Origin of the sequence: Photobacterium makurazakiensis (assembly GCF_050336715.1) — a bacterium.
Classification (GTDB): Bacteria; Pseudomonadota; Gammaproteobacteria; order Enterobacterales; family Vibrionaceae; genus Photobacterium; species Photobacterium makurazakiensis.
On sequence record NZ_JAKJSJ010000058.1, the window covers coordinates 1 to 21,029 of the forward strand.

A 21,029-nucleotide genomic window follows, 5' to 3' on the forward strand; every position below is an offset into this window, starting at 1 on the left:
AACAGTTTTCTGGCTTTTAAAGCCAAACAATTAGCAACACCCCGTGGAGGGGTTCCCGAGTGGCCAAAGGGATCAGACTGTAAATCTGACGGCTCCGCCTTCGATGGTTCGAATCCATCTCCCTCCACCATCATTTTGAAAATTGTTTTACTCGYAAGAGTGGCCAAACAGTTTTCTGGCTTTTAAAGCCAAACAATTAGCAACACCCCGTGGAGGGGTTCCCGAGTGGCCAAAGGGATCAGACTGTAAATCTGACGGCTCYGCCTTCGATGGTTCGAATCCATCTCCCTCCACCATCATTTTGRAAATTGTTTTACTCGTAAGAGTGGCCAAACAGTTTTCTGGCTTTTAAAGCCAAACAATTAGCAACACCCCGTGGAGGGGTTCCCGAGTGGCCAAAGGGATCAGACTGTAAATCTGACGGCTCTGCCTTCGATGGTTCGAATCCATCTCCCTCCACCATCATTCAAGCCAGTAGCGCAAGCTACTGGCTTTTTTTCGTCTATAATTTATTCACTTATCACTATTTCATCTCCCCTCTACCACCGAGGAAGAACAAATTAACATTAATATCAATAAGATCCGTAATTTGGGCGTTCATTGTGTAATAGGAAAGTGTTCTCTTCACTATTCATAGAATTGGATTTGTCTAGTTTCATTAATGCCAACTAGAATACAACTAGATGCATAACAAGTTGGAATAAGGACATGCCTACAAAACCGAATTTTTCTGCAAATGAAAGCTGTATAGAACTCCAACCAATTAAGGTACTGGTCGTTGATGATCAGCGTGCTGCTGCTGCATTGATCAAGGGAGTTCTACAACATATCGGTTTGAAAGACATCGACATTTCGCTTGATCACCACAATGCCATCGAAAGCTGTAAAAAAAACTGCTACGACATTCTTTTCGTTGACTATCACCTTGATGGGGCACTTAACGGCAGTGAATTAGTCAATCTGCTGCGCAGGCGAAAGTACATTACCTCACACTGCGGCCTGATCATGATTTCAGGCGACAACTCAGCAGAAGTGATCCTGACCAGTATGGCTGTCGAGCCTGATAGCTTCATGACAAAGCCGATAACCACCCAAACCATTAAGAAAAAGTTATTAACGACTCTTAATGACTGTGCTCGGCGCCAACCGATTTATGAGGCGATTGAATCTGATGGGCTAGACACTGCCATTGAGCTATGTTGCAAACAGCTGCAACAATATGGCTACAACCATAAGCTAGAAGGCTTATTGCTTGATATGATGGTCACTAACGGCCAGTGGGAGCAAGTCGAACGCTATACCCATATATTGCTCAAAAATAATCCGTCACCAAAACTTTCTCTGATTGAAGTCAAAGTACTCCACCATCAAGGTAAATTGCAGCAGGTGATAAAAAAACTGGAGCAATTAATTGCCCGCTCCCCTCTTAATATTGAGCTATATGATTACCTAGCTACATACCAAGCTGAAGGCAAACTTTATTACGAGGCGCTCGAAACCGCAGAAAAGGCATTAAAGCTAACCCCAACTATCAGCCACCGTGCCCTCAAGGTTGCTCAGCTCGCTGCGAGCTTAGAACGTATGGAGCAACTCACGAATTCAGGTAAAACACTTGCAAGCCATTTACCCATCATTGATGTTGAATGGATCATTTGTTTTGCCGAATACACCGCTATCTTTGAACAAGCTTACTATGGCCATTCATCAAAAAGTCTAAAACATGAGCTGAAGACTGCACTCAAAGGCATTATTCGACGAGCCCACTCACGCGTATTACCTATCCAGCAGCCTTTTTTAACCAGTTTCAGCCATATTATACAAGCGCGCTTGGCGCTTGCTAATGATCAGCCCCTTAAAGCCAAGCGGAGGATCCTAGTCGGACTTTCAACTTACTTTAACAAAATCACCAAGCTGCCATCAGTCATGATTGCCGATGCACTGCCAGTGTTACTTCATTTCGGTGAAACCCAGCTGATTGCCGAATTAAATAATGCCCTATCACTTCGTGATCGTTTTGATGGGCATAGCAAAATCAGACTGAATGAAATCAAACAGAACAAGCCGCTACTGGCGGAAATAAAGGTACTAGAAACCAAGCTTTCACAAGCTAACCAGCTACGTGAGGGCGACACAAGTACTGCTCTCAACCTCTATGAACAAATCCTCCATAATTACCCACTTTGTAGCGAAGCACATTTAGGCAGACTAGATTGCCTTAGCAGGCTGTGCACTGACGATACCGTAAAAATTAAAGCTAGCTTAAAGGCCATTACTTCGATGCCACTACCCGATGGGTTAGAGCAATGGCGCAAGCAACTATTCGAAGATATGCAGACATTAAAAGCCCCACCGCACCAAGCCAAAATAGTTCGGACTTACCAAGCCCGAACCCATCAGTTTCTATTAAATGCGAGCTAGTCACGCCCGTGGGGGGATAACAAATCTAATGTCGGACCACGCGGCACGATCCCTGTTGGGTTGATCATGTCATGGCTGAAGTAATAGTGTCTCTTTATGTGATAGAAATCGACAGTATCAGCCACATTGGCGTATTGATATAGCTCCTTCAGGTATCCCTGAAGGTTCGGATACTCAGCAATACGTTGTTTATTACATTTAAAATGCCCAACATATACGGCATCAAATCGAATCAACGTCGTAAATAGCCGCCAATCCGCTTCAGTGATTTGGTTTCCCGCTAAGTAACGCTGTGATCCTAAATGCTGATCAACTTTATCTAATGCCATGAACAAGTTGTCATAGGCTTCATCATACGCTTCTTGTGTAGTCGCGAAGCCACACCGGTATACACCATTGTTGATATTTGGATAAATAAAGTCATTCCAATGTTCAATATCCGCCCGTAATGCTTCTGGATAGAAATCTTGCTCGTCGCCCGTTAACTGATTAAAGGCGCTATTGAACATCCGAATAATTTCTGAGGACTCATTACTCACGATGGTGTGTGTTTGCTTATCCCAAAGCACAGGAACAGTTACCCTACCGGTATAGTCAGGCTTAGCTTTGCTATACAGCTGATGTACGCAGGTAAAGTCATACAGGGGTTCCGGTTGGTCAAACTCCCAACCTTTAGTGCGCATATCCGGGCTCACCACTGTAACACCAATATGTTCAGCCAAACCTTTTAGCTGGCGAAAGATCAATGTGCGATGTGCCCACGGGCAAGCAAGCGATACATACAAATGATAACGGCCTGACTCAGCTTTAAAACCTCGCTGACCATCCGGACCAGCCCCCCCATCCGTAGTAAGCCAGCCACGAAAGCCTGCATCTTCTCGCACAAAGTTACCATTACTATCTTTGGTGTCATACCAGACATCTTGCCAAACACCCTGTACCAACTTACCCATCGTCATCTTCCTTATCTCGGTCCGCGAGCATCCCCACGTTGATTGTGTACTGAGTATAGAAAGTGGCTTCTTAAAAGTCGTTAAGCCGCAACTGTTGAAGATAATCAATAAATTCTAACAAGATAGTCATGCCTTATAAGCAGGGAGGTACGACCTGCGAAAGCTATGGTTATATTTATTATGCAACTATGTACAATACAAATACCCGCAGGGTATTTATTATATAAATCAACTATATATAAACTAAAAAAAGGCAAGTAAAGTTATGACTCAAGTTACTTTTCAAGGAAATGCTGTAAACGTCGCCGGTACTTTCGCAGCTGTAGGTAGCCAAGCACCAGCTTTCACACTGTGTGGGGCTGATCTATCTGATGTTCAGCTTACCGATTTTGCAGGGAAGAAAGTGGTTTTAAATATCTTCCCAAGTATCGACACACCTGTATGTGCTACCAGCGTACGTGCGTTCAATGAAAAAGCAGCAAGCCAAGAAAATACCGTTGTACTATGCATTTCTGCTGACTTACCTTTTGCAACGGGTCGCTTCTGTGAAACTGAAGGTTTGAAAAACGTGCAAACCGCTTCTTTCTTCCGTGCACCTACTTTCACCCAGGATTATGGTGTTAACCTAGATGAAGGTGCACTACGTGGCCTAGCTGCACGTGCCGTTATTTGCCTAAATGAAGAAGGTCTAATTGTTCACAGCGAGCTAGTTAGCGAGATCACCGAAGAGCCAAACTACGAAGCCGCACTGGCAGCATTGTAAGTCATATTCCAATTCTTCTGATGCTTAAAAACAGCAGGAGCACCAATGCCATTAGCAGCAGCTGATGGCATTCCTTGAATACCATAACTTCATGACTCTCTACTTCGTTGCGTCAATCGTTCTATGTTAGTATCGAAAAATACCTCCTTCAAAATACGATAAAAACAATGAAAGTAATCTCATTTAACATCAATGGCCTTCGTGCCCGCCTTCACCAGCTGCAAGCCCTGATCGACAAACATCAACCTGATGTTATTGGCCTCCAAGAAATCAAAGTGCACGATGAAGCATTCCCATTAGAAGCCGTCGAAGCCATGGGTTATAAGGTTTACCACCATGGTCAGAAAGCACACTACGGCGTGGCAATGCTGTGTAAGCAAGAACCCGTTGAAGTACGTAAAGGCTTCCCGACGGACGATGACGATGCTCAGCGCCGAATGATCATGGCAACGTTTGAGCAAGATAATGGAAAAAAAGTCACCGTACTCAATGGTTATTTTCCACAAGGCGATAACGTTAACCATGAAACTAAGTTTCCAGCAAAAGAAAAGTTTTATGCTGACTTAATGAACTACCTGAACAACCACCATAACAACGATGAAGAAATCATCGTTATGGGTGATATTAATATTAGCTCGATTGACTTAGATATCGGTATAGGGCCAGCCAATGCTAAACGTTGGCTAAAAACTGGGAAATGCTCTTTCCAACCGATTGAACGTGAATGGCTGAAAACCCTACTTGATTGGGGCTTTATTGATACTTTCCGTCAGCTACACCCAGAAACTGACGACCAGTTCTCGTGGTTTGACTATCGCTCTAAAGGCTTTGTCGATAACCGTGGCCTGCGCATTGATGTTGTACTTGCAACCCCATCGTTAGCCGAGCGTTGTACAGAAGCGGGGATCGATTATGAGCTTCGTGGTATCGAAAAGCCTTCTGATCATGCTCCTATTTGGTCAACATTTAGCTAAAACGTTATTTAGGGCGTGCAGCTTTCCACTGGGTACGCGCCCTACTACTTGGGATATTACGACAAGGAATAAAAATGAAACTGTTTGTTTTTGATCATTGCCCTTTTTGTATCAAGGCAATGATGGTCGCAGGCTTGAAGGAAGCCGATATCGAGTTAATCTACCTGCAAAACCATGATATCGATGCTCGCATCGAAAAAGTGGGGGCAAACTTGGTACCTATCCTTCAAAAAGAAGATGCTAGCTACATGGCAGAAAGCTTAGATATTGCAGCTTATATTGATGCACTGGATGGTAAGCCTGTACTTACAGCAAGTCGCAATGAAGGCAATATTGCAGCCTGGTCTGAGGTTGCCCGTCCATTCAGCAGTCGCCTGCTATATCCACGCTGGATGAAAGTCGAACTTCCTGAGTTTGGCAGCCAAGCCGCAAAAGCATGGTTTACCAAAAATAAAACCGCCATGATCGAGCAAGACTTCGATGATGCGTTTGCAAAATCTGACGAATACCTTGCTGGGCTCAATGCATCCTTTGATGCACTTGATTGGCTGGTATTACCATCAGAGCGTGATAACCGACTGAGCTACGATGATGTGAACCTATTCCCGTCACTGCGTAATTTAACCGTGGTTAAAGGTATTAAATTCCCAGCGAAAGTACGTCAGTATATTGATGAAGTAGCAGCCCTGACGGCAACCATACTTTATGACGACATTGCCGTTTAAAACCAAGTCGCCCTAGCGTTTATGTCAAAAAAGCCCAGCAATTAGATTGCTGGGCTTTTTATTGATAAAACGAAGACTAAGACAGAGGACGGAGATGACGCATCCAGCGCCCTTCTAGACGACGGAAGCCCCATAGAATGATAAACGTGAGCAGCATATAGAATAAGCCAGCAAACAAATATGACTCAAAAGGCGCGTAATAGCGTGAATTAACAATCTTAGCTGCCCCGGTCAAATCGACAATCGTAACGATACCTGCCACAGCTGAGCCATGAAGCATAAAAATCACCTCATTACTGTAGGCGGGTAATGCTCGGCGCAGCGCGCTCGGTAAAATGATGCGACGGAACGCTTGCGCATCGCTCATTCCATACGCTTTAGCCGCTTCAATCTCACCTTTTGGCATGCTATTAATTGAGCCTCGAACTATCTCTGCAGTATACGCCGATGTATTAAGCACAAAGGCGACCAATGCGCAAAACCATGCTTCTTGCCACATCGTACCTTGCACTTCAATCAATTGACTTAAACCATAATAAATAAGGTACAGCTGGATCAATAACGGGGTGCCGCGGAAAAAATAGATAAATGCCCAAGCTGGGAGAAAAATAATGGGTGATTTACTATTACGGGCAACGCCAATTGGCACGGCCACGATTAAACCAACAATGAGCGCAACGGCTACCATCCATACCGTGGTATATAACCCCTGCCAATAGATAGGCCATGAGTCGGTTAAAATACTAAAATCCATAACTTACCTCGTATGAATACTGAATTTACGCTCGACCCATTTCAGGCCTGTCGTTGATAAAGTAGTAAACAACAAAAAGATAACCGCAATGCTCATATAGAAAGTGAAAGGCATTTGTGTTGTGCCTGCGGCTAACGCCCCTTTTCGTACCATGTCATCAAGTCCAATCACAGACACTAGCGCAGTGGTTTTCAAGAGAACGAGCCAGTTATTACCAAATCCAGGTAAGGCATGACGGATCATTTGAGGAAGTAGGATACGGCGGAAAGACAGAAAGCCACTCATCCCATAAGCTTTACCAGCCTCAAGTTCACCTTTATCGACAGAGAGAATAGCGCCACGAAATGTCTCAGCCATATATGCACCAAAAATAAAACCTATGGTCATAATACCCGCGACAAACGGGCTGATTTCAACATAATCAGGTAAATACGATGTCCATTCATGGTTAGGATCTGAAGCAAAATATGCATTTAATGCTTCATTCGCTCGGTAAAGGCTATCGTTTAACAACATTTGCCCACCAAAGAAGATCAGCATCATTAGCACTAAATCAGGAATACCACGGATCACCGTAGTATAAAACGTGGCTATTGCTCTCGCCCATCGGTAAGGAGATAGCTTCGCTAGCGCTCCAAACATACCCAGGATCATGGCGAGTAATAGTGATAATAGAGCCACCTGCAGGGTAATCCATGCCCCTTCAATCAGTGACCATTCGTAACCTTTCAAATCAATCAAAAGGAAGCTCCTTATTACGACTTAGGAGAGAGATGCCAACCTAAAAACAAGACAGGGCTATTTAGCCTTCGCTAACTAGCCCTTGTAAACGCTTAAATTTTCGTGTTACTTACCGTATACATCATAAGCAAAGTACTTCGCAGCAATATCTTGATAGATACCTTTTTCACGAAGTGATGTAATGGCTTCATCAAGTTGCTTAGTTAAATCTTTATCTTGCTTACGTACCGCAATACCAAAGCCGTCACCGAACCATTTTGGATCCGTCAACGATGGGCCAATAAATTCATAGCCATCACCGCCATCTCGATTAAGTAAACCTTCTTCCAATGCAGAAGCGTCACCTAATACAGTTGCGATTCGGCCAGCTTTCAAGTCAAGGTAGGCATCATCAAATGAACCATAACGCACAATTTCAACCGAGCCTGGGTAGTTATCCGTTAGATATTTGTCATGCGTTGTTGCACGCTGAACGCCAACTTTTACCCCTTTTAGGCCTTCTTTGGTAAAGTCGAGTTCTGTGCCTTTTTTGGCAACAAATTTATTAGGGATAAGGGCATATTTGCCAGTAAAGTCGACTCTTTTCTTACGTTCTTCAGTGATAGACATAGCAGCAATAATGGCGTCATATTTACGTGCTAATAATGACGGAATAATACCGTCCCAGTCTTGAGCGACAACCTTACATTTAACCTGCATTTCTTCACACAATGCATTCGCCATATCAACATCAAAACCTTTTAGCTCGCCACTTGGCTCGGTCCAGCTAAAAGGAGGATACGCACCTTCAATACCAAAGCGGACAGTTTTCCACTCTTTTGCCTGTAATGATGTTGCGCCTAAGGCTGAAACAACGGCAGCAGCCAAAATCCATTTTTTCATGTTCTACTCCTGATATAATTGCTGTCTGTGTAAACAATATGGTGAAGCATGCTCACGAAGAGAAGTCACATTCTCTATTGATGCTTGTCACAATAAAAATTAATAAATTGATGAAATAAATTGTTGTAAGCGTTCTGATTCTGGGTTGGTGAATAATTTAGCAGGGTCACCTTGCTCTTCTACTCGCCCCTGATGTAAAAACATGACTTGGTTAGATACATCGCGAGCAAATGCCATTTCATGCGTAACCACCAACATGGTACGTCCTTCCTGAGCCAGATCTTGCATAACCCCAAGTACCTCGCCGACCAATTCCGGATCAAGCGCTGAGGTCGGTTCATCAAACAGCATCACTTCAGGATCGACCGCTAACGCCCTAGCAATCGCCGCACGTTGCTGCTGGCCACCAGAAAGGTGTCCAGGGTAATAATTACGGCGGTCATATAAGCCGACTTTTTTCAAAATGGCTTCTGCGCGCTCAATAGCTTCTGCTTTTGGAATACCTAAGACATGCACGGGTGCTTCAATCACATTGCCAAGCACTGTCATGTGCGACCACAAGTTAAACCCTTGAAACACCATCGCAAGGCGTGAACGGATGCGTTGCACCTGCTTTTCATCAACTGGCAAAAATTCACCCTGCCGGTTGTTTTTCATTTTAATTAATTCACCCTTTACCCAAATTTCACCCTGCGTAGGGGTCTCGAGTAAATTAATACAACGTAAAAATGTACTCTTCCCTGAACCGGAAGAGCCAATAATTGAAATAACATCACCACGGTGGGCCGTTAATGAAATGCCTTTTAAGACTTCATTTTGGCCAAAAGACTTATGTAAATCCTTTACATCAAGCGCCACTTCACTTGCCATGTGCGCCTACTCCTGTATCGCCGCGAACTACCAATTTCAAGAAAATCTGCTATCTACCTATTTCCTAATTTATGCATGATTAGGCATTAGAGTGATTGACTGTTTTCCGATTACTTCATCGAAGGTATCACCACAAATCGCAATAAGCAACATTTTGTTAACCTTAAACCAATGAGAATCAATAGTTAAATAGTGTGCATAGTTACTCATTGTTGCTTAACTTTCGCCATTTGATCATCCCGTAAACATCCTGTAGGTTAACGCCATAAAATTGCCCTTAAGCTAGCGATATGGAGCGAATTCATGCTTAGCTGTTTTTTTAGCAGAATAATTAACCAAGGAACCTTATCATTACTCCTTGTTTCTGTTTTATTTTCTTCTTTCTGCTTCGCATTACCAGAAAACACTAAAACAACATCTGTTCTTACGGTTGTACCGGAATATAAAGATAAAGTGAGCGCAAACTTTAACCCTTTTTCCAAATCCAGTATGCCTACAACGCATGAGTTTATTTTTGAGCCACTCATCGTCTTCAACACATTACAAAACAACAAGCCTGAGTACCGCCTTGCAACGCATTATCGCCTCGACAGTAATTTAAAAGGGATCAGTTTTACGCTTCGTGAAGGTGTTCTCTGGTCTGATGGAAAACCATTCACTGCGGATGATGTGGTTTTTTCATTTTCTATTGCGCAAAAATACCCAGAACTTGACTCACATGGCATAAATCCATGGGTTGAATACATTGAAAAACGTTCCGATCACGAAGTGTACTTCAAACTCAAAAAACCAAATGCACTGGTCGCCTATACACTTGTCTTATTGCCTATCGTTCCTCAGCACCAGTGGCAAGACGTAAAAGATTATATGCAATTCGCCAATGCTGAGCCCGTCGGTACAGGCCCCTTCACCGAAATTTCATCTTTGAATGAAGATGGGTATTTACAGTGTGCTAACCCTAATTACTGGCAGGCTGAAGCTCGACATATTGACTGTTTACGTTATCCCAAAGTCACCAACAACGATGACTTTATCTCACGTATTTCAACCGGTGAATTTGATTGGACAGGTAGCTTTATTCCCGATATCGAACGTCATTACGCGTCTTACTCGCCTGATTACCAATATTGGTTACCCCCGACCAGTACGATTAGTTTGATGTTTAACTTTGAAGCCAAAGATCCTGAAGTACGCGACTTGTTTCAACATGTCGAATTTCGTCGCGCCGTCTCGATGTCAATTCAACGCCAACTGTTAATAAACATTGCTGCATTTGGACAAGGAGAGCCTTCGATCTTCGCATCAGGTATGAGTCAGCGCTTTAACAGCTGGGCTGATCCGATCGTAACCGAGCGGTATCTTCCTTACATGTCATATAATGCCAACCTCGCAAAAGATTGGTTAGATGTATTAGATGTTACCGATAAAAATGGGGATGGTTGGCGACAGTTACCATCAGGTAAGCCTTTGCAGCTAACTGTATTATCGCCGAATGGCTGGTCAGATTTTAATACGACGGCGTTACTTATTGCTGAAATGATGGAGCAAATTGGTATTAAGGTAACCCCTATTCAAAAAGATTTTACTCCTTTTGTTGAACGGCTAACGCTTGGGGATTATCAAATGGCATTAACAAATTACCCACAGGGCCCAACGCCATTTAAGTATTTTGACAGTGCCTTCAACAGCACCTACCAATCACCACAATACCCACGCTATGCAATGCATTTCTACAAGAACACACGTGTTGATGAACTACTTACACAGTTTCCTATCGCCTCAAGTGCCCTACAACGACTCGCGATCATTCAGGAGCTCAATCAAATCATTGCTAGCGAGCAAGTAACTGTACCGCTGTACAATACCGTTCAATTCTATCAGTACAATACTGAGCGCTTTGAAGGATGGTTTAATGAAAATAATCCGGTCGCAAGTCCATTGGTATGGCCACAGAGACCTGAACGGCTCATACACGTATTATCACTTAGACCCAAAAGCCGATAAACCTATATTCCATCTAGTATGAAAGAAAAAGCGAGCGCTTTACAGCCCTCGCTTTTTACCATCACTATTTCGCTAATGTCGCAGCGGTACAACATTCATCTTGTAAAAAGCCAATCACACCTTCTAAGACATCATATTGCGGAACACAATACAGCGTTCTTCCATCACGCTTCTGGGTAATAAGCCCAGCTGATACTAGCCCAGAGATATGATGAGACAATGTCGAACCTGGGATCCCAAGCTCTTCCTGAAGCTTTCCGACTGGTAATCCATCGTGGCCTGCTTTCACTAAATGTTTATATACACACAAACGAGTAGGATGACCCAACTCTTTTAATGCCTTGGCTACCGCATCCAGTTCCATGCTTGATCTCCAACATAATTCATATTTCGATAGTAGCAGAAATAAATAACAAAAGGCGAGTATGCAAACCATACTCGCCCTTTCTCCACACTCTATCGTTAAACGAAATGTTTTTGATTACATCAATGCGGCGCCTGCAAACAAGATCACAATTGTCACCACCAATACCATGACCACAAATGGCATTACCCACTTAAGGAATCGCTCATAAGGGATCTTAGCCAAGGCTAAACCTGCGACCAAGTGGCCTGCTGTTGGTGCGAAAATATTAATCCAGCCACTTGCAGACTGGTAAGCTGTGATAATTAAATCGCGGCCAATACCAGAGAAGTCAGCCAACGGTGCCATTAATGGCATCGACACTGTCGCCAAGCCCGATGTTGATGGAATAAAGAAGCTCAATACTATGTGTACGAAGTAAGTCACCACAACAAACACACCAGAAGATAAGCCGGTAACCATACCTTCTGCCCAGTTGAGAATAGTATCGATGATCACCCCGTTTTCCATCACCACGTAAATACCACGAGCAACAGCAACCACCAGCGCAACCCCGATTAAGTCTTTCGCCCCTTCTAAGAAAGTACGGATGAAATCGCCTTCCGACATCCGGTTAATAACCGCAATCAAGATGGCCGAAGCTAAAAACAGAGTCGATAATTCATCAAACCACCACCAAAGCGTCGGTATTGCCGTAATGCCCATGTCTTCCCATGGGATCACGCCGTAAATCATCACCAAGAAAGCGCCAAAAAAGATCCCCATGGTCCACTTTTGCTTGGGCGTAAACTCACCGTTATCATCTTTAACGTGAGAGAACTCATCGTTGAATTCAATATCTGCCAATACTGAGTTTGCTTTATCGGCTTTTACTTTTGAGGCATACCGCATTACATACCACGATGCCAATACAATCAGCACCGTAAGCTGGATAACTCGTAAGACAATACCGTCACCAATTGGCAGCCCAGCAAAACCAGAGGCAATACCGGTTGCGAACGGGTTTACCGTTGAAGCTAAAACCCCAACCCCAGAACCCAACAAGATAATACCTGCTGCAACCATACGGTCGTAGCCGGCAACGGCCATAACAGGCAAAATCACCGCCCAAAACGCCACGGTTTCTTCAGCCATACCATAGGTTGAGCCACCCAGAGCAAACAGCGTGATCAGCACAGGGATCATCATTTGTTCGCGCCCGCGGAATTTACGAACAATCGCCGCCACACCGGAATCCATCGCCCCAGTGCGCATAGTGACCGCAAGGAAACCACCAATCACCAACACGAACAATGCAACATCGACCGCTTTATGGAAGCCTTTGATCGGTGCCATCAAGACATCAATCACACCTTGAGGAGAAGACTCAATTTCTTGGTAAGATCCAGGCACCGGTAATAGCCGCTCTCCACCGTCATAGTCCAGCACTTCCGCCGCAGGAATAATCTGATCGGTACCGTTGATCATGTAATCATACTTTCCTGCTGGTAGGATCCAAGTCAGTAACGCTACCAGCGCAATGATGATAAATAGGATGGTATAAACCGTTGGCATCTTGAACGTTCGTTTCACTTTGCCAGCCTCAGTCGTGGTTGTCATAGCTCTACTCCCTGCAATTGATAAATCGCGTTGGCATACACATTCATCGCTTTGAGCATGTCATCAATAATTAGATATTCGTTCGGCATGTGTTCCACCTTGTCGCGGCCTGGGAAAATCGCCCCATAAGCCACACAATTAGGAATAGCTCGAGCATAAGTCGCCCCACCAGAGGTCATTGGCTCACTATCAATATCACCACTCACTTCTTGATAGGCTCTCATGAGTGTTTTTATCACTGGACTATCTGACGGCATATATAACGAAGGCAGCACATCAAACTCTTCATAGCACAGCCCATACTGCTCGGCGACGGCCAGCATATCGTTGTCAAAGCTCTCTTTACTGAACGTCACTGGCACCCGGATATCGAGTCCAAGCTTACTGTGCTCGGCATTCACCATTAGCTGAGCCACATTAAACGTTAATCGTCCGCTGACATCTTCAACTGGGCCAAAAATCTCTTTGGCATTCGCATCTTGACCTATCTGTTCAGCAACAAAACAAATCGCTGGGTGAGTAACGCCGATTTGGCGTAAAGCCATACACAAACGCGAGATAGCATTCACGCCTTTACTGTCAGCGGCAGCTGAGTGAGCAGCTTTACCAAACACCACGACTTCTGCGTCATCGGCAGTAAAGTCGAACCCAAGCTCATCCAGTTTTGCAGCTAACTCCTCCCACAGCGGCCCTTCATATTTAGCCAACTCCGGTACGGCGTTGAGTGCACCGCCACAATCAAGGGCGATCAAATCATCCCCCTTACCGTGTAACCATGATTGGATCAGCATTTTTTCCGCATGGATCAACGGAAACGCTGAATCTGGCGTGAAGCCGCATTGTGGCACTTCTTCTTTTTCTAAATAGCGGTCGATACAGCGCCAAAGGGTTTCTTCGTCTGTACCAAAGATAAATCTCACTCGCTTATTGAGCGTTACTCCACTGTCGAGCAATGCTTTTACCGCAAAGATAGCAGCCAAGGTTGGCCCTTTATCATCCTGCGTGCCTCGGCCATATAACCGTCCATCACGAATATCTGGGGTAAATGGATCAGAATGCCAGACTGACAGCTCACCGGTAGGAACCACATCCAAGTGGCCCAACACACCGATCATCTGTTCGCCATCACCGATCTCAGCATAGCCGTAGTAGCCTTTATGATCTTTGTATATTGCAAAACCAAGCTCATGGCAGAGCTTCAATGTCTCGTTCAGGCAGTCGTCTATTGGTTTGCCAAATGGCATACCGCTATCATCCTCCTGATAAACACTTGGTATTGCGATTATTCGCTTCACTGCGGCAATATAGTCATCGCGCAGTGCGTCAATGTTTGATGCTATTGTTGCGTTCATCGTATCCCTCTTTTTTCACCTACTTTAATCTACCTTTAAAATAATAGGCCGACAAAAATGGTGATTTATTGTATGTAGCTAGAATTATCATGCGGTCAATCCGCAGATGGCCAACCTATTCTGCTACAAGGGGTAGCAACGAACTGTGACTACTTTCACTCGTCCTCAAGACAAGATGAGATGAAGGTCAAAAAACCAACAATCTATTACTAACTGTTACTAAAGCACTATTTAGCAAATACATCTCACTTAGGTTAATCGCATATAATTGGATATAATTCGCGCCACTCAACACTCTCTATGAGAACCACAATGAAAACATTTACTCAGGGTAACGATGCCACGCTTGACGGATCTATTGCGCTTTTCCAAGCTAAGCTCAGGCAATTAGGCTTAAATATCGAAGAAGCCTCTTGGTTCAACCCAGTACCAAATGTTTGGTCTGTATGCGTTCGTGATGTTGATGCACCAATGAACATCGTCAATGGTAGCGACACAACAAAAGAAGCCGCGCTAGCTTCTGCACTGGGGGAGTACTTCAAGTGCTTGTCGATGAACGATTTCTACACCAATTACTACCTTGGCGAAGAGATCGCAAACAGTGAGTTCGTGCACTACCCCAATGAAAAATGGTTCCCGCTTGATTTAGAGGACAACCTACCACCGGAAGGCATTCTGGATGAGTACCTGATCCAGTTCTATGATCCGACACTTGAGTTACTGGGGACTGACTTGATTGACCTACAATCGAGTAATATGGAGCGTGGTGTGTGTACCTTGCCTTTTGAACGCCAGCGAGGCAAAGAAACAGTCTATATTCCCGTGAATATTATCGGTAACCTGTATGCCTCTAACGGTACCTCTGTCGGGAATACCAAAGCCGAAGCCCGTACGCACGGACTGTCAGGGATTATCGAACAAGCGATCAAAAAACGCATTCTGACAGAACGTATCAGCCTACCTGAGATTCCCGCCTCTGTTATTGAACGCTTCCCAACAATCAAAGAGTCGCTCAATGCACTAGAAGCCGAAGGATTTCCGGTTTCTTGCTATGACGCATCACTAGGGGGTAAGTACCCCGTTATTTGCATCACACTACTGAACCCTGAAAGCAGAACTCACTTTGCAGCCTTCGGGGCGCACCCACAATTTGAACAAGCACTTGAACGTGCTGTTGTAGCATTACTTCCTAAATCCACGGTTGATAATGAAGGTGTCAGCGAACAACCTGACTTAAAAACGCATTTCACTGATGCATCAGGTTTGATGACTTGGGAACAATTCCAAGCGGATGCCAATTACGACTTTGTCGATTGGAATTTTAACGGCAATGCTGAAGAGCGTTTCAACCACCTGATGAATATTTTCACTGCAGAAAGAGCAGACGTTTATATTGCAGACTACAGCCACCTCGGCGTAGCAAGCTGCCGTATTATCGTACCGGGTTGGTCAGAAGTTTACCCTATTGAAATGCTCATTGAAGCCAACAACAATGTCGCTATGGAGCTACGCGAAACCTTCTTGGCACTACCCAATGTAGACTGGGAAGCCGAACAATACGCTGAAATGTATTCCATCTTAGAAGAAGAAGGGTTTGATGACTCATGCCTACTGCATGAAATCATTGGTCTAGCGCCACAGGTTGGTAGTGCTTGGGAGACCTTACGCATCGGCGAACTCAAATGTTTGCTCGCACTAGCAGGTGGTGATCTTGAACTCGCGCTTGAGTTTGCAAGCCAATGTACCGATAGCAATACCGCAAACTACAGTCCTGAACGTACTCATTTCTTTCACTGCTTAGTTGCCAGCTTAAATTTGGCTCTTGATGAAGAGCGCGACCCTTTACTGTTGAAAGCCGAATTCGAGTCCAAATACGGTAATGACATTGTTACAGCAGCATGGGGATCGATAGAAGGCACTGTGCGTTTTCATGGTTTAAATGCTGGTGATTTGGGGATGAAGCAGTTTCCTACCCATCAAAAGCTGCTGGCTTCATATCATAAGTTACAGGCTGCTAAAAAAGCCCAAATAGTGTAACTTTTTTACTTTTCTTGCCCAAAAATGCCAGCTTTGTGCTGGCATTTCTTTCTTTTAAGCCATACTTTTCACCAATCCACTCAAAAAAAGTTGAAACATCTGGATAGGTTTTAATCATCAAGATGCTACTTTATTGGTATTACCACCAAAGTACGCATTAAATGTGCCACAATTACTTATTTCAATATCAAACAATCACTTAAGTACGAACAACCACAAAATAAGCATTGTATTGCTTTTATTTTTATTGTAAAAATTCTTTCACAATTGATAACAATTACACTTTGCGCTCAAATATTTTTGGTTATTTTCTTACAATTTTTTAGCCAAAGTGATCGAGATCAATTCAAATTCACTAGGCAGACGGTAAACTGCGACCAAATTGGTGAAAAATAATTACACTTAATATCAGATTGAATTTGAGAAAGAACAGTTCAAATCAACGATAATTAAAAACCAAAAAAATAATATCTTTTAAACGTAGAATGTAGAACGAGGCACTTATGTCATCACAAGAAAGAAGCTATCAGGAGCTACATCGCCCTGCATCAGACTTCGCTAGTCGTTCAGACTATCTTGATCATGAGCTAAAAATCATGAAGCCACGTCGTTGGAAACTAAACCTTCCAGGCCGTGACTTCCGTTTTGAGCTCGAAGATTTAGTTCCAGCACTCGCTGGTACTATTGCGATTATCGCGATGTACTCTTCTGTTGCAATGTCTTGGGCTGATGGCCTTACTGCAGCATGGGATCATGTCGAACTAGGTAAAAGCTTCGCTATTGAAGTTGCTCGAATTGAAATGCTTATTCCAGCACTTCTGTTCTGTATTCTTGCCTCTGGTTTTTTAAACCCGAGAGCGAACTTGGCAGGTAACCACGGCCCAATGATCCCGTTAATCGGTACCATTGCTCTGGCTGGCGCGCACCCTCTTGCTCTTGCTATTTTGCTTGGCGTTTTTGGCTTACTGTTAAGTTATTTCAAAGGTGGCTCCAAACTGGTTAATCTCACCAGTGAAGGGGTTGCTGGTGGTCTACTTATTTTCCTCGGCTTTACTGGGGCAATGAGTCAGATTGGTGATATTCAATCTTGGGCTGTTGGTCTTCAAAGTGCTGATGTTGCTCAAGGTAGCCTTGGTTATATCGGCTTAGCGGTACTGGCTGTAAACATCATCCTGTACGCTTTTCTTGCCAAAATTAACAAACGCTGGCTTGCGATCCCTGCTTGTGCTGCTGCTGGTTTGTTTGTGGCACTTGCACTTGGTGCTGGCTTTGACCTAGTATTCGAAACCGAAACAGGCTTGCCGAACCTTAACCCAGCTTACTGGTGGGGTAGCACAGAGCAAGGTTGGATGCTTGGTCTTCCAAACCTAGAGCACTTCATTGCATCACTACCGTTTGCCATTCTAGCGGTTGCTATGTGGTCACCTGATTTCCTTGGCCACCGTATTTTCCAAGAACTAAACTACCCTCGTGGCAGTGAAAAAGTTCTGATGGATGTTGATGATACAATGACAACCTGTTCTCTACGTCAAATCGTAGGTACAGCGGTAGGTGGTGGTAACATTACATCATCTTGGGGTACATACATTATCCCAGCAGGTATCGCGAAGCGTCCTATCCCAGCAGGTGCAATCTTGCTTGGTGTGATGTGTATTGTTGTTGCAATCCTTGGTTTCCCAATGGATGTTGCGGTATGGCCACCAGTAATGCGTATCGCGCTACTAGTTGGTGTATTCCTACCGTTGCTTGAAGCGGGTGTTCAAATGGTTAAAGACACCAAAGACTCACAAGCAGCAGGTATTTGTATCTTCGCAGCACTAGTGGCTAACCCAGTATTGGCTTGGGCACTAACAATGCTACTCGATAACAACGGCCTAATTGGTAACAAAGAGCGTGCAGCTAAGCTTTCAGTAGTTGATAAAATCATTATCCCTGCTGGTGCATTAATTATCTGTTTTGTTGCTATGTTGGCAGTCGGTATGTTTGAAGGCCAGTACGGCATTCCAGCATTACTATAGTAAAGTTGATGGGCAGTGTTCGCACTGCCCTCTATTAACGGTGTATTTAGCACTAATACGAATAGTTAAATTGGTACAGTTACTCATTCGACTATCCGTATTATTGTTAATGAAAGTGTGCTGTTCACCTTCGGGTGAGGCTGGCTCAACAGTCAACGCAGTACGTATTTTTTCTACGAAAAAGGTAGGTATGTCATGGCAGAGCAATTTGCTAAAGCTTGGGAAGGTTTCGCTGCTGGCGAATGGCAGAACGATGTAAACGTTCGCGACTTCATCCAAAAAAACTACACACCATATGAAGGTGATGAGTCTTTCCTAGTTTCTGAAGGTACTGAAGCGACTAACAAGCTTTGGGATCAGGTTATGGAAGGTATCAAACAGGAGAACAGCACTCACGCTCCTGTTGATTTCGATACTTCTGTTATCTCTACCATCACTTCTCATGATGCTGGTTACATCAACAAAGATCTTGAAACGATTGTTGGTCTTCAAACTGAAGCGCCACTAAAGCGTGCAATCATGCCAAACGGCGGCGTGCGCATGATCGAAGGTTCTTGTAAAGCATACGGCCGTACGCTTGATTCACAAGTATCTAAAATCTATTCTGAGTACCGTAAAACGCACAACCAAGGCGTTTTCGACGTTTACTCTCCAGACATCCTTAAATGTCGTAAGTCAGGCGTTCTAACTGGTCTTCCAGATGCATACGGCCGTGGTCGTATCATTGGTGACTACCGTCGTGTAGCGCTATACGGTGTAGATTTCCTAATCAAAGACAAAGTAGCTCAGTTCCACTCAACTCAAGGGCAACTAGAGTCTGGTGAAGATCTACAAATGACGATGCAGCTTCGTGAAGAGATTCAAGAGCAGCACCGTGCACTAGGTCAACTTAAAGAGATGGCTGCGTCTTACGGCTTTGATATCTCTGGTCCTGCAACATCTGCACAAGAAGCTATCCAGTGGACTTACTTCGGCTACCTAGCTGCTGTTAAATCACAGAACGGTGCTGCAATGTCTCTAGGTCGTACTTCTACGTTCCTAGATGTGTACATTGAACGTGATATCGCTGCTGGCGTAATCACTGAAGTACAAGCTCAAGAAATGATCGACCACTTCGTAATGAAGCTTCGTATGGTTCGTTTCCTACGTACGCCTGAGTACGATGAGTTGTTCTCTGGTGACCCAATCTGGGCTACAGAATCAATGGGTGGTATGGGTGTTGATGGTCGTACACTAGTTACGCGTTCTAACTTCCGTTTCCTAAACACGCTATACACTATGGGTCCTTCTCCAGAGCCGAACATCACTGTTCTATGGTCTGAGCAGCTACCTGACGGCTTCAAGCGTTTCTGTGCGAAAGTATCTATCGATACTTCTTCTATCCAGTACGAAAACGATGATCTAATGCGTCCAGATTTCGACAACGATGACTATGCTATCGCTTGTTGTGTATCGCCAATGGTTATCGGTAAGCACATGCAGTTCTTCGGCGCTCGTGCAAACCTTGCTAAAACACTACTTTACGTTATCAACGGTGGTGTGGATGAGAAACTTAAGATCCAAGTTGGTCCTAAGCAAGACGCAATGACTGACGAAGTTCTAGACTTCGACAAAGTATGGTCTGGCCTAGACAACCTAATGGATTGGCTAGCAACTCAGTACGTCACTGCACTGAACGCTATCCACTACTCTCACGACAAGTACAGCTACGAAGCTGCGCTGATGGCACTTCACGATCGTGACGTTCACCGTACAATGGCTTGTGGTATCGCAGGTCTATCTGTTGCGGCTGACTCACTGTCTGCTATCAAGCATGCTAAAGTTAAGCCAGTACGTGACGAAGACGGTATCGCAATCGACTTCGAAATCGAAGGTGATTACCCTAAATTCGGTAACAACGACTCACGCGTTGATGACATGGCAGTTGAACTTGTTTCATCTTTCATGGAGAAAATTCGTAAGCTTAAGACTTACCGTAATGCAGTTCCTACTCAGTCTATCCTTACTATCACGTCTAACGTGGTATACGGTAAGAAAACTGGTACAACTCCAGATGGTCGTCAAGCTGGTGCTCCGTTTGCTCCTGGCGCAAACCCAATGCACGGCCGTGATGAGAAAGGTGCTGTAGCATCGCTAACTTCAGTAGGTAAACTACCGTTTGCTGATGCTAAAGATGGTATCTCTTACACATTCTCTATCGTGCCTAACGCACTAGGTAAAGAGCAAGACACTCAACGTGCTAACCTTGCTGGTCTAATGGATGGTTACTTCCACCATGAAACTGGTATTGAAGGCGGTCAGCACCTGAACGTTAACGTTCTTAACCGTGAAACGCTAGAAGATGCTGTTAAGCACCCTGAGAACTACCCACAGCTAACTATCCGTGTATCGGGTTACGCTGTGCGTTTCAACTCTCTAACCGTTGAACAGCAGAAAGACGTTATCGCACGTACTTTCACTGAGTCTCTATAATTGAGCATTCAGTAATATCACATGCCATGCATCGTATGGCGTGTGGATAAATGAAAAAGCCGCTAACTTGGTTAGCGGCTTTTTTGTCTCTGGCAGTCAGCAC

Annotated in this window: 17 protein-coding genes and 3 tRNA genes; 11 read left to right on the forward strand and 9 right to left on the reverse strand. The window is 44.3% G+C overall.

Translation table 11 applies throughout. The features are described from left to right. Nucleotides 1-45: 45 nt before the first annotated feature. The 4 genes from L4D09_RS22360 (at nucleotide 46) to L4D09_RS22375 (ending at nucleotide 2,418) form a co-directional block, all read left to right on the forward strand. A tRNA-Tyr gene (locus L4D09_RS22360) sits at nucleotides 46-130 on the forward strand. 81 nt (nucleotides 131-211) lie between these two features. Next, nucleotides 212-296, forward strand: a tRNA-Tyr gene (locus L4D09_RS22365). An 81-nt stretch (nucleotides 297-377) separates the two neighbouring features. Further along, a tRNA-Tyr gene (locus tag L4D09_RS22370) sits at nucleotides 378-462 on the forward strand. A gap of 246 nt (nucleotides 463-708) precedes the next feature. Continuing rightward, on the forward strand, nucleotides 709-2,418 hold the full coding sequence (locus tag L4D09_RS22375; RefSeq protein WP_428459747.1) for a response regulator: 1,710 nt from the start codon (nucleotides 709-711) through the stop codon (nucleotides 2,416-2,418). Here the strand turns inward: L4D09_RS22375 and L4D09_RS22380 are convergent. Then, complete coding sequence (locus L4D09_RS22380; protein WP_428459748.1) at nucleotides 2,415-3,371, reverse strand: glutathione S-transferase family protein; 957 nt, start codon at nucleotides 3,369-3,371, stop codon at nucleotides 2,415-2,417. The two genes, L4D09_RS22375 and L4D09_RS22380, sit on opposite strands and share 4 nt — an antisense overlap. Nucleotides 3,372-3,636: 265 nt before the next feature. Here L4D09_RS22380 and tpx point away from each other — a divergent pair, with 265 nt between their 5' ends. From tpx to grxB, 3 genes are all read left to right on the forward strand, one after another. Beyond that, complete coding sequence (tpx, locus tag L4D09_RS22385) at nucleotides 3,637-4,134, forward strand: thiol peroxidase (RefSeq protein WP_428459749.1); 498 nt, start codon at nucleotides 3,637-3,639, stop codon at nucleotides 4,132-4,134. Nucleotides 4,135-4,301: 167 nt separating this feature from the next. Further along, the gene (gene xthA, locus L4D09_RS22390) at nucleotides 4,302-5,108 is read left to right on the forward strand and encodes an exodeoxyribonuclease III (RefSeq protein WP_428459750.1); all 807 of its coding nucleotides are present in this window, start codon (nucleotides 4,302-4,304) and stop codon (nucleotides 5,106-5,108) included. A 74-nt stretch (nucleotides 5,109-5,182) separates the two neighbouring features. Further along, the gene (gene grxB, locus L4D09_RS22395; protein WP_428459751.1) at nucleotides 5,183-5,833 is read left to right on the forward strand and encodes a glutaredoxin 2; all 651 of its coding nucleotides are present in this window, start codon (nucleotides 5,183-5,185) and stop codon (nucleotides 5,831-5,833) included. A 76-nt stretch (nucleotides 5,834-5,909) separates the two neighbouring features. On the opposite strand, the gene L4D09_RS22400 is transcribed toward grxB, so the two are convergent. The 4 genes from L4D09_RS22400 to L4D09_RS22415 all read right to left on the reverse strand — a co-directional run bounded on the left by L4D09_RS22400 (nucleotide 5,910) and on the right by L4D09_RS22415 (nucleotide 9,080). After that, on the reverse strand, nucleotides 5,910-6,587 hold the full coding sequence (locus L4D09_RS22400; RefSeq protein ID WP_428459752.1) for an ABC transporter permease: 678 nt from the start codon (nucleotides 6,585-6,587) through the stop codon (nucleotides 5,910-5,912). A gap of 3 nt (nucleotides 6,588-6,590) precedes the next feature. Beyond that, nucleotides 6,591-7,328, reverse strand: coding sequence for an ABC transporter permease (locus tag L4D09_RS22405; protein WP_428459753.1), 738 nt, complete (start codon nucleotides 7,326-7,328; stop codon nucleotides 6,591-6,593). Between the two features lie 105 nt (nucleotides 7,329-7,433). Beyond that, nucleotides 7,434-8,210 (reverse strand): ABC transporter substrate-binding protein, encoded by a 777-nt coding sequence (locus L4D09_RS22410; RefSeq protein WP_428459754.1) that lies wholly within the window; start codon nucleotides 8,208-8,210, stop codon nucleotides 7,434-7,436. 99 nt (nucleotides 8,211-8,309) lie between these two features. Further along, nucleotides 8,310-9,080 (reverse strand): ABC transporter ATP-binding protein, encoded by a 771-nt coding sequence (locus tag L4D09_RS22415; RefSeq protein WP_428459755.1) that lies wholly within the window; start codon nucleotides 9,078-9,080, stop codon nucleotides 8,310-8,312. A 303-nt stretch (nucleotides 9,081-9,383) separates the two neighbouring features. On the opposite strand from L4D09_RS22415, the gene L4D09_RS22420 reads away from it, so the two are divergent. Then, nucleotides 9,384-11,084, forward strand: a complete 1,701-nt coding sequence (locus L4D09_RS22420; RefSeq protein WP_428459756.1) for an ABC transporter substrate-binding protein — start codon at nucleotides 9,384-9,386, stop codon at nucleotides 11,082-11,084. 64 nt (nucleotides 11,085-11,148) lie between these two features. Here the strand turns inward: L4D09_RS22420 and L4D09_RS22425 are convergent, their stop codons facing one another. From L4D09_RS22425 to L4D09_RS22435, 3 genes are all read right to left on the reverse strand, one after another. Continuing rightward, the gene (locus L4D09_RS22425) at nucleotides 11,149-11,448 is read right to left on the reverse strand and encodes an ArsR/SmtB family transcription factor (RefSeq protein ID WP_428459757.1); all 300 of its coding nucleotides are present in this window, start codon (nucleotides 11,446-11,448) and stop codon (nucleotides 11,149-11,151) included. A gap of 117 nt (nucleotides 11,449-11,565) precedes the next feature. Continuing rightward, the gene (locus tag L4D09_RS22430; RefSeq protein WP_428459758.1) at nucleotides 11,566-13,047 is read right to left on the reverse strand and encodes a YfcC family protein; all 1,482 of its coding nucleotides are present in this window, start codon (nucleotides 13,045-13,047) and stop codon (nucleotides 11,566-11,568) included. Beyond that, nucleotides 13,044-14,399, reverse strand: coding sequence for a M20 family metallopeptidase (locus L4D09_RS22435; protein ID WP_428459759.1), 1,356 nt, complete (start codon nucleotides 14,397-14,399; stop codon nucleotides 13,044-13,046). Before L4D09_RS22435 ends, L4D09_RS22430 begins: the two co-directional genes overlap by 4 nt. 312 nt (nucleotides 14,400-14,711) lie before the next feature. Here L4D09_RS22435 and ycaO point away from each other — a divergent pair, with 312 nt between their 5' ends. Further along, a complete protein-coding gene (gene ycaO, locus L4D09_RS22440; protein ID WP_428459760.1) occupies nucleotides 14,712-16,436 on the forward strand; it encodes a 30S ribosomal protein S12 methylthiotransferase accessory factor YcaO in 1,725 nt (574 codons plus the stop codon). On the opposite strand, the gene L4D09_RS22445 is transcribed toward ycaO, so the two are convergent. Next, the gene (locus tag L4D09_RS22445; RefSeq protein WP_428459761.1) at nucleotides 16,414-16,554 is read right to left on the reverse strand and encodes a hypothetical protein; all 141 of its coding nucleotides are present in this window, start codon (nucleotides 16,552-16,554) and stop codon (nucleotides 16,414-16,416) included. The two genes, ycaO and L4D09_RS22445, sit on opposite strands and share 23 nt — an antisense overlap. Nucleotides 16,555-16,939: 385 nt before the next feature. Between L4D09_RS22445 and L4D09_RS22450 the strand changes: the two genes are divergently transcribed. Beyond that, nucleotides 16,940-18,454 (forward strand): DUF3360 family protein, encoded by a 1,515-nt coding sequence (locus tag L4D09_RS22450; protein ID WP_428459762.1) that lies wholly within the window; start codon nucleotides 16,940-16,942, stop codon nucleotides 18,452-18,454. A 195-nt stretch (nucleotides 18,455-18,649) separates the two neighbouring features. After that, the gene (gene pflB, locus L4D09_RS22455) at nucleotides 18,650-20,926 is read left to right on the forward strand and encodes a formate C-acetyltransferase (protein ID WP_428459763.1); all 2,277 of its coding nucleotides are present in this window, start codon (nucleotides 18,650-18,652) and stop codon (nucleotides 20,924-20,926) included. The last annotated feature ends 103 nt before the right edge of the window (nucleotides 20,927-21,029 follow it).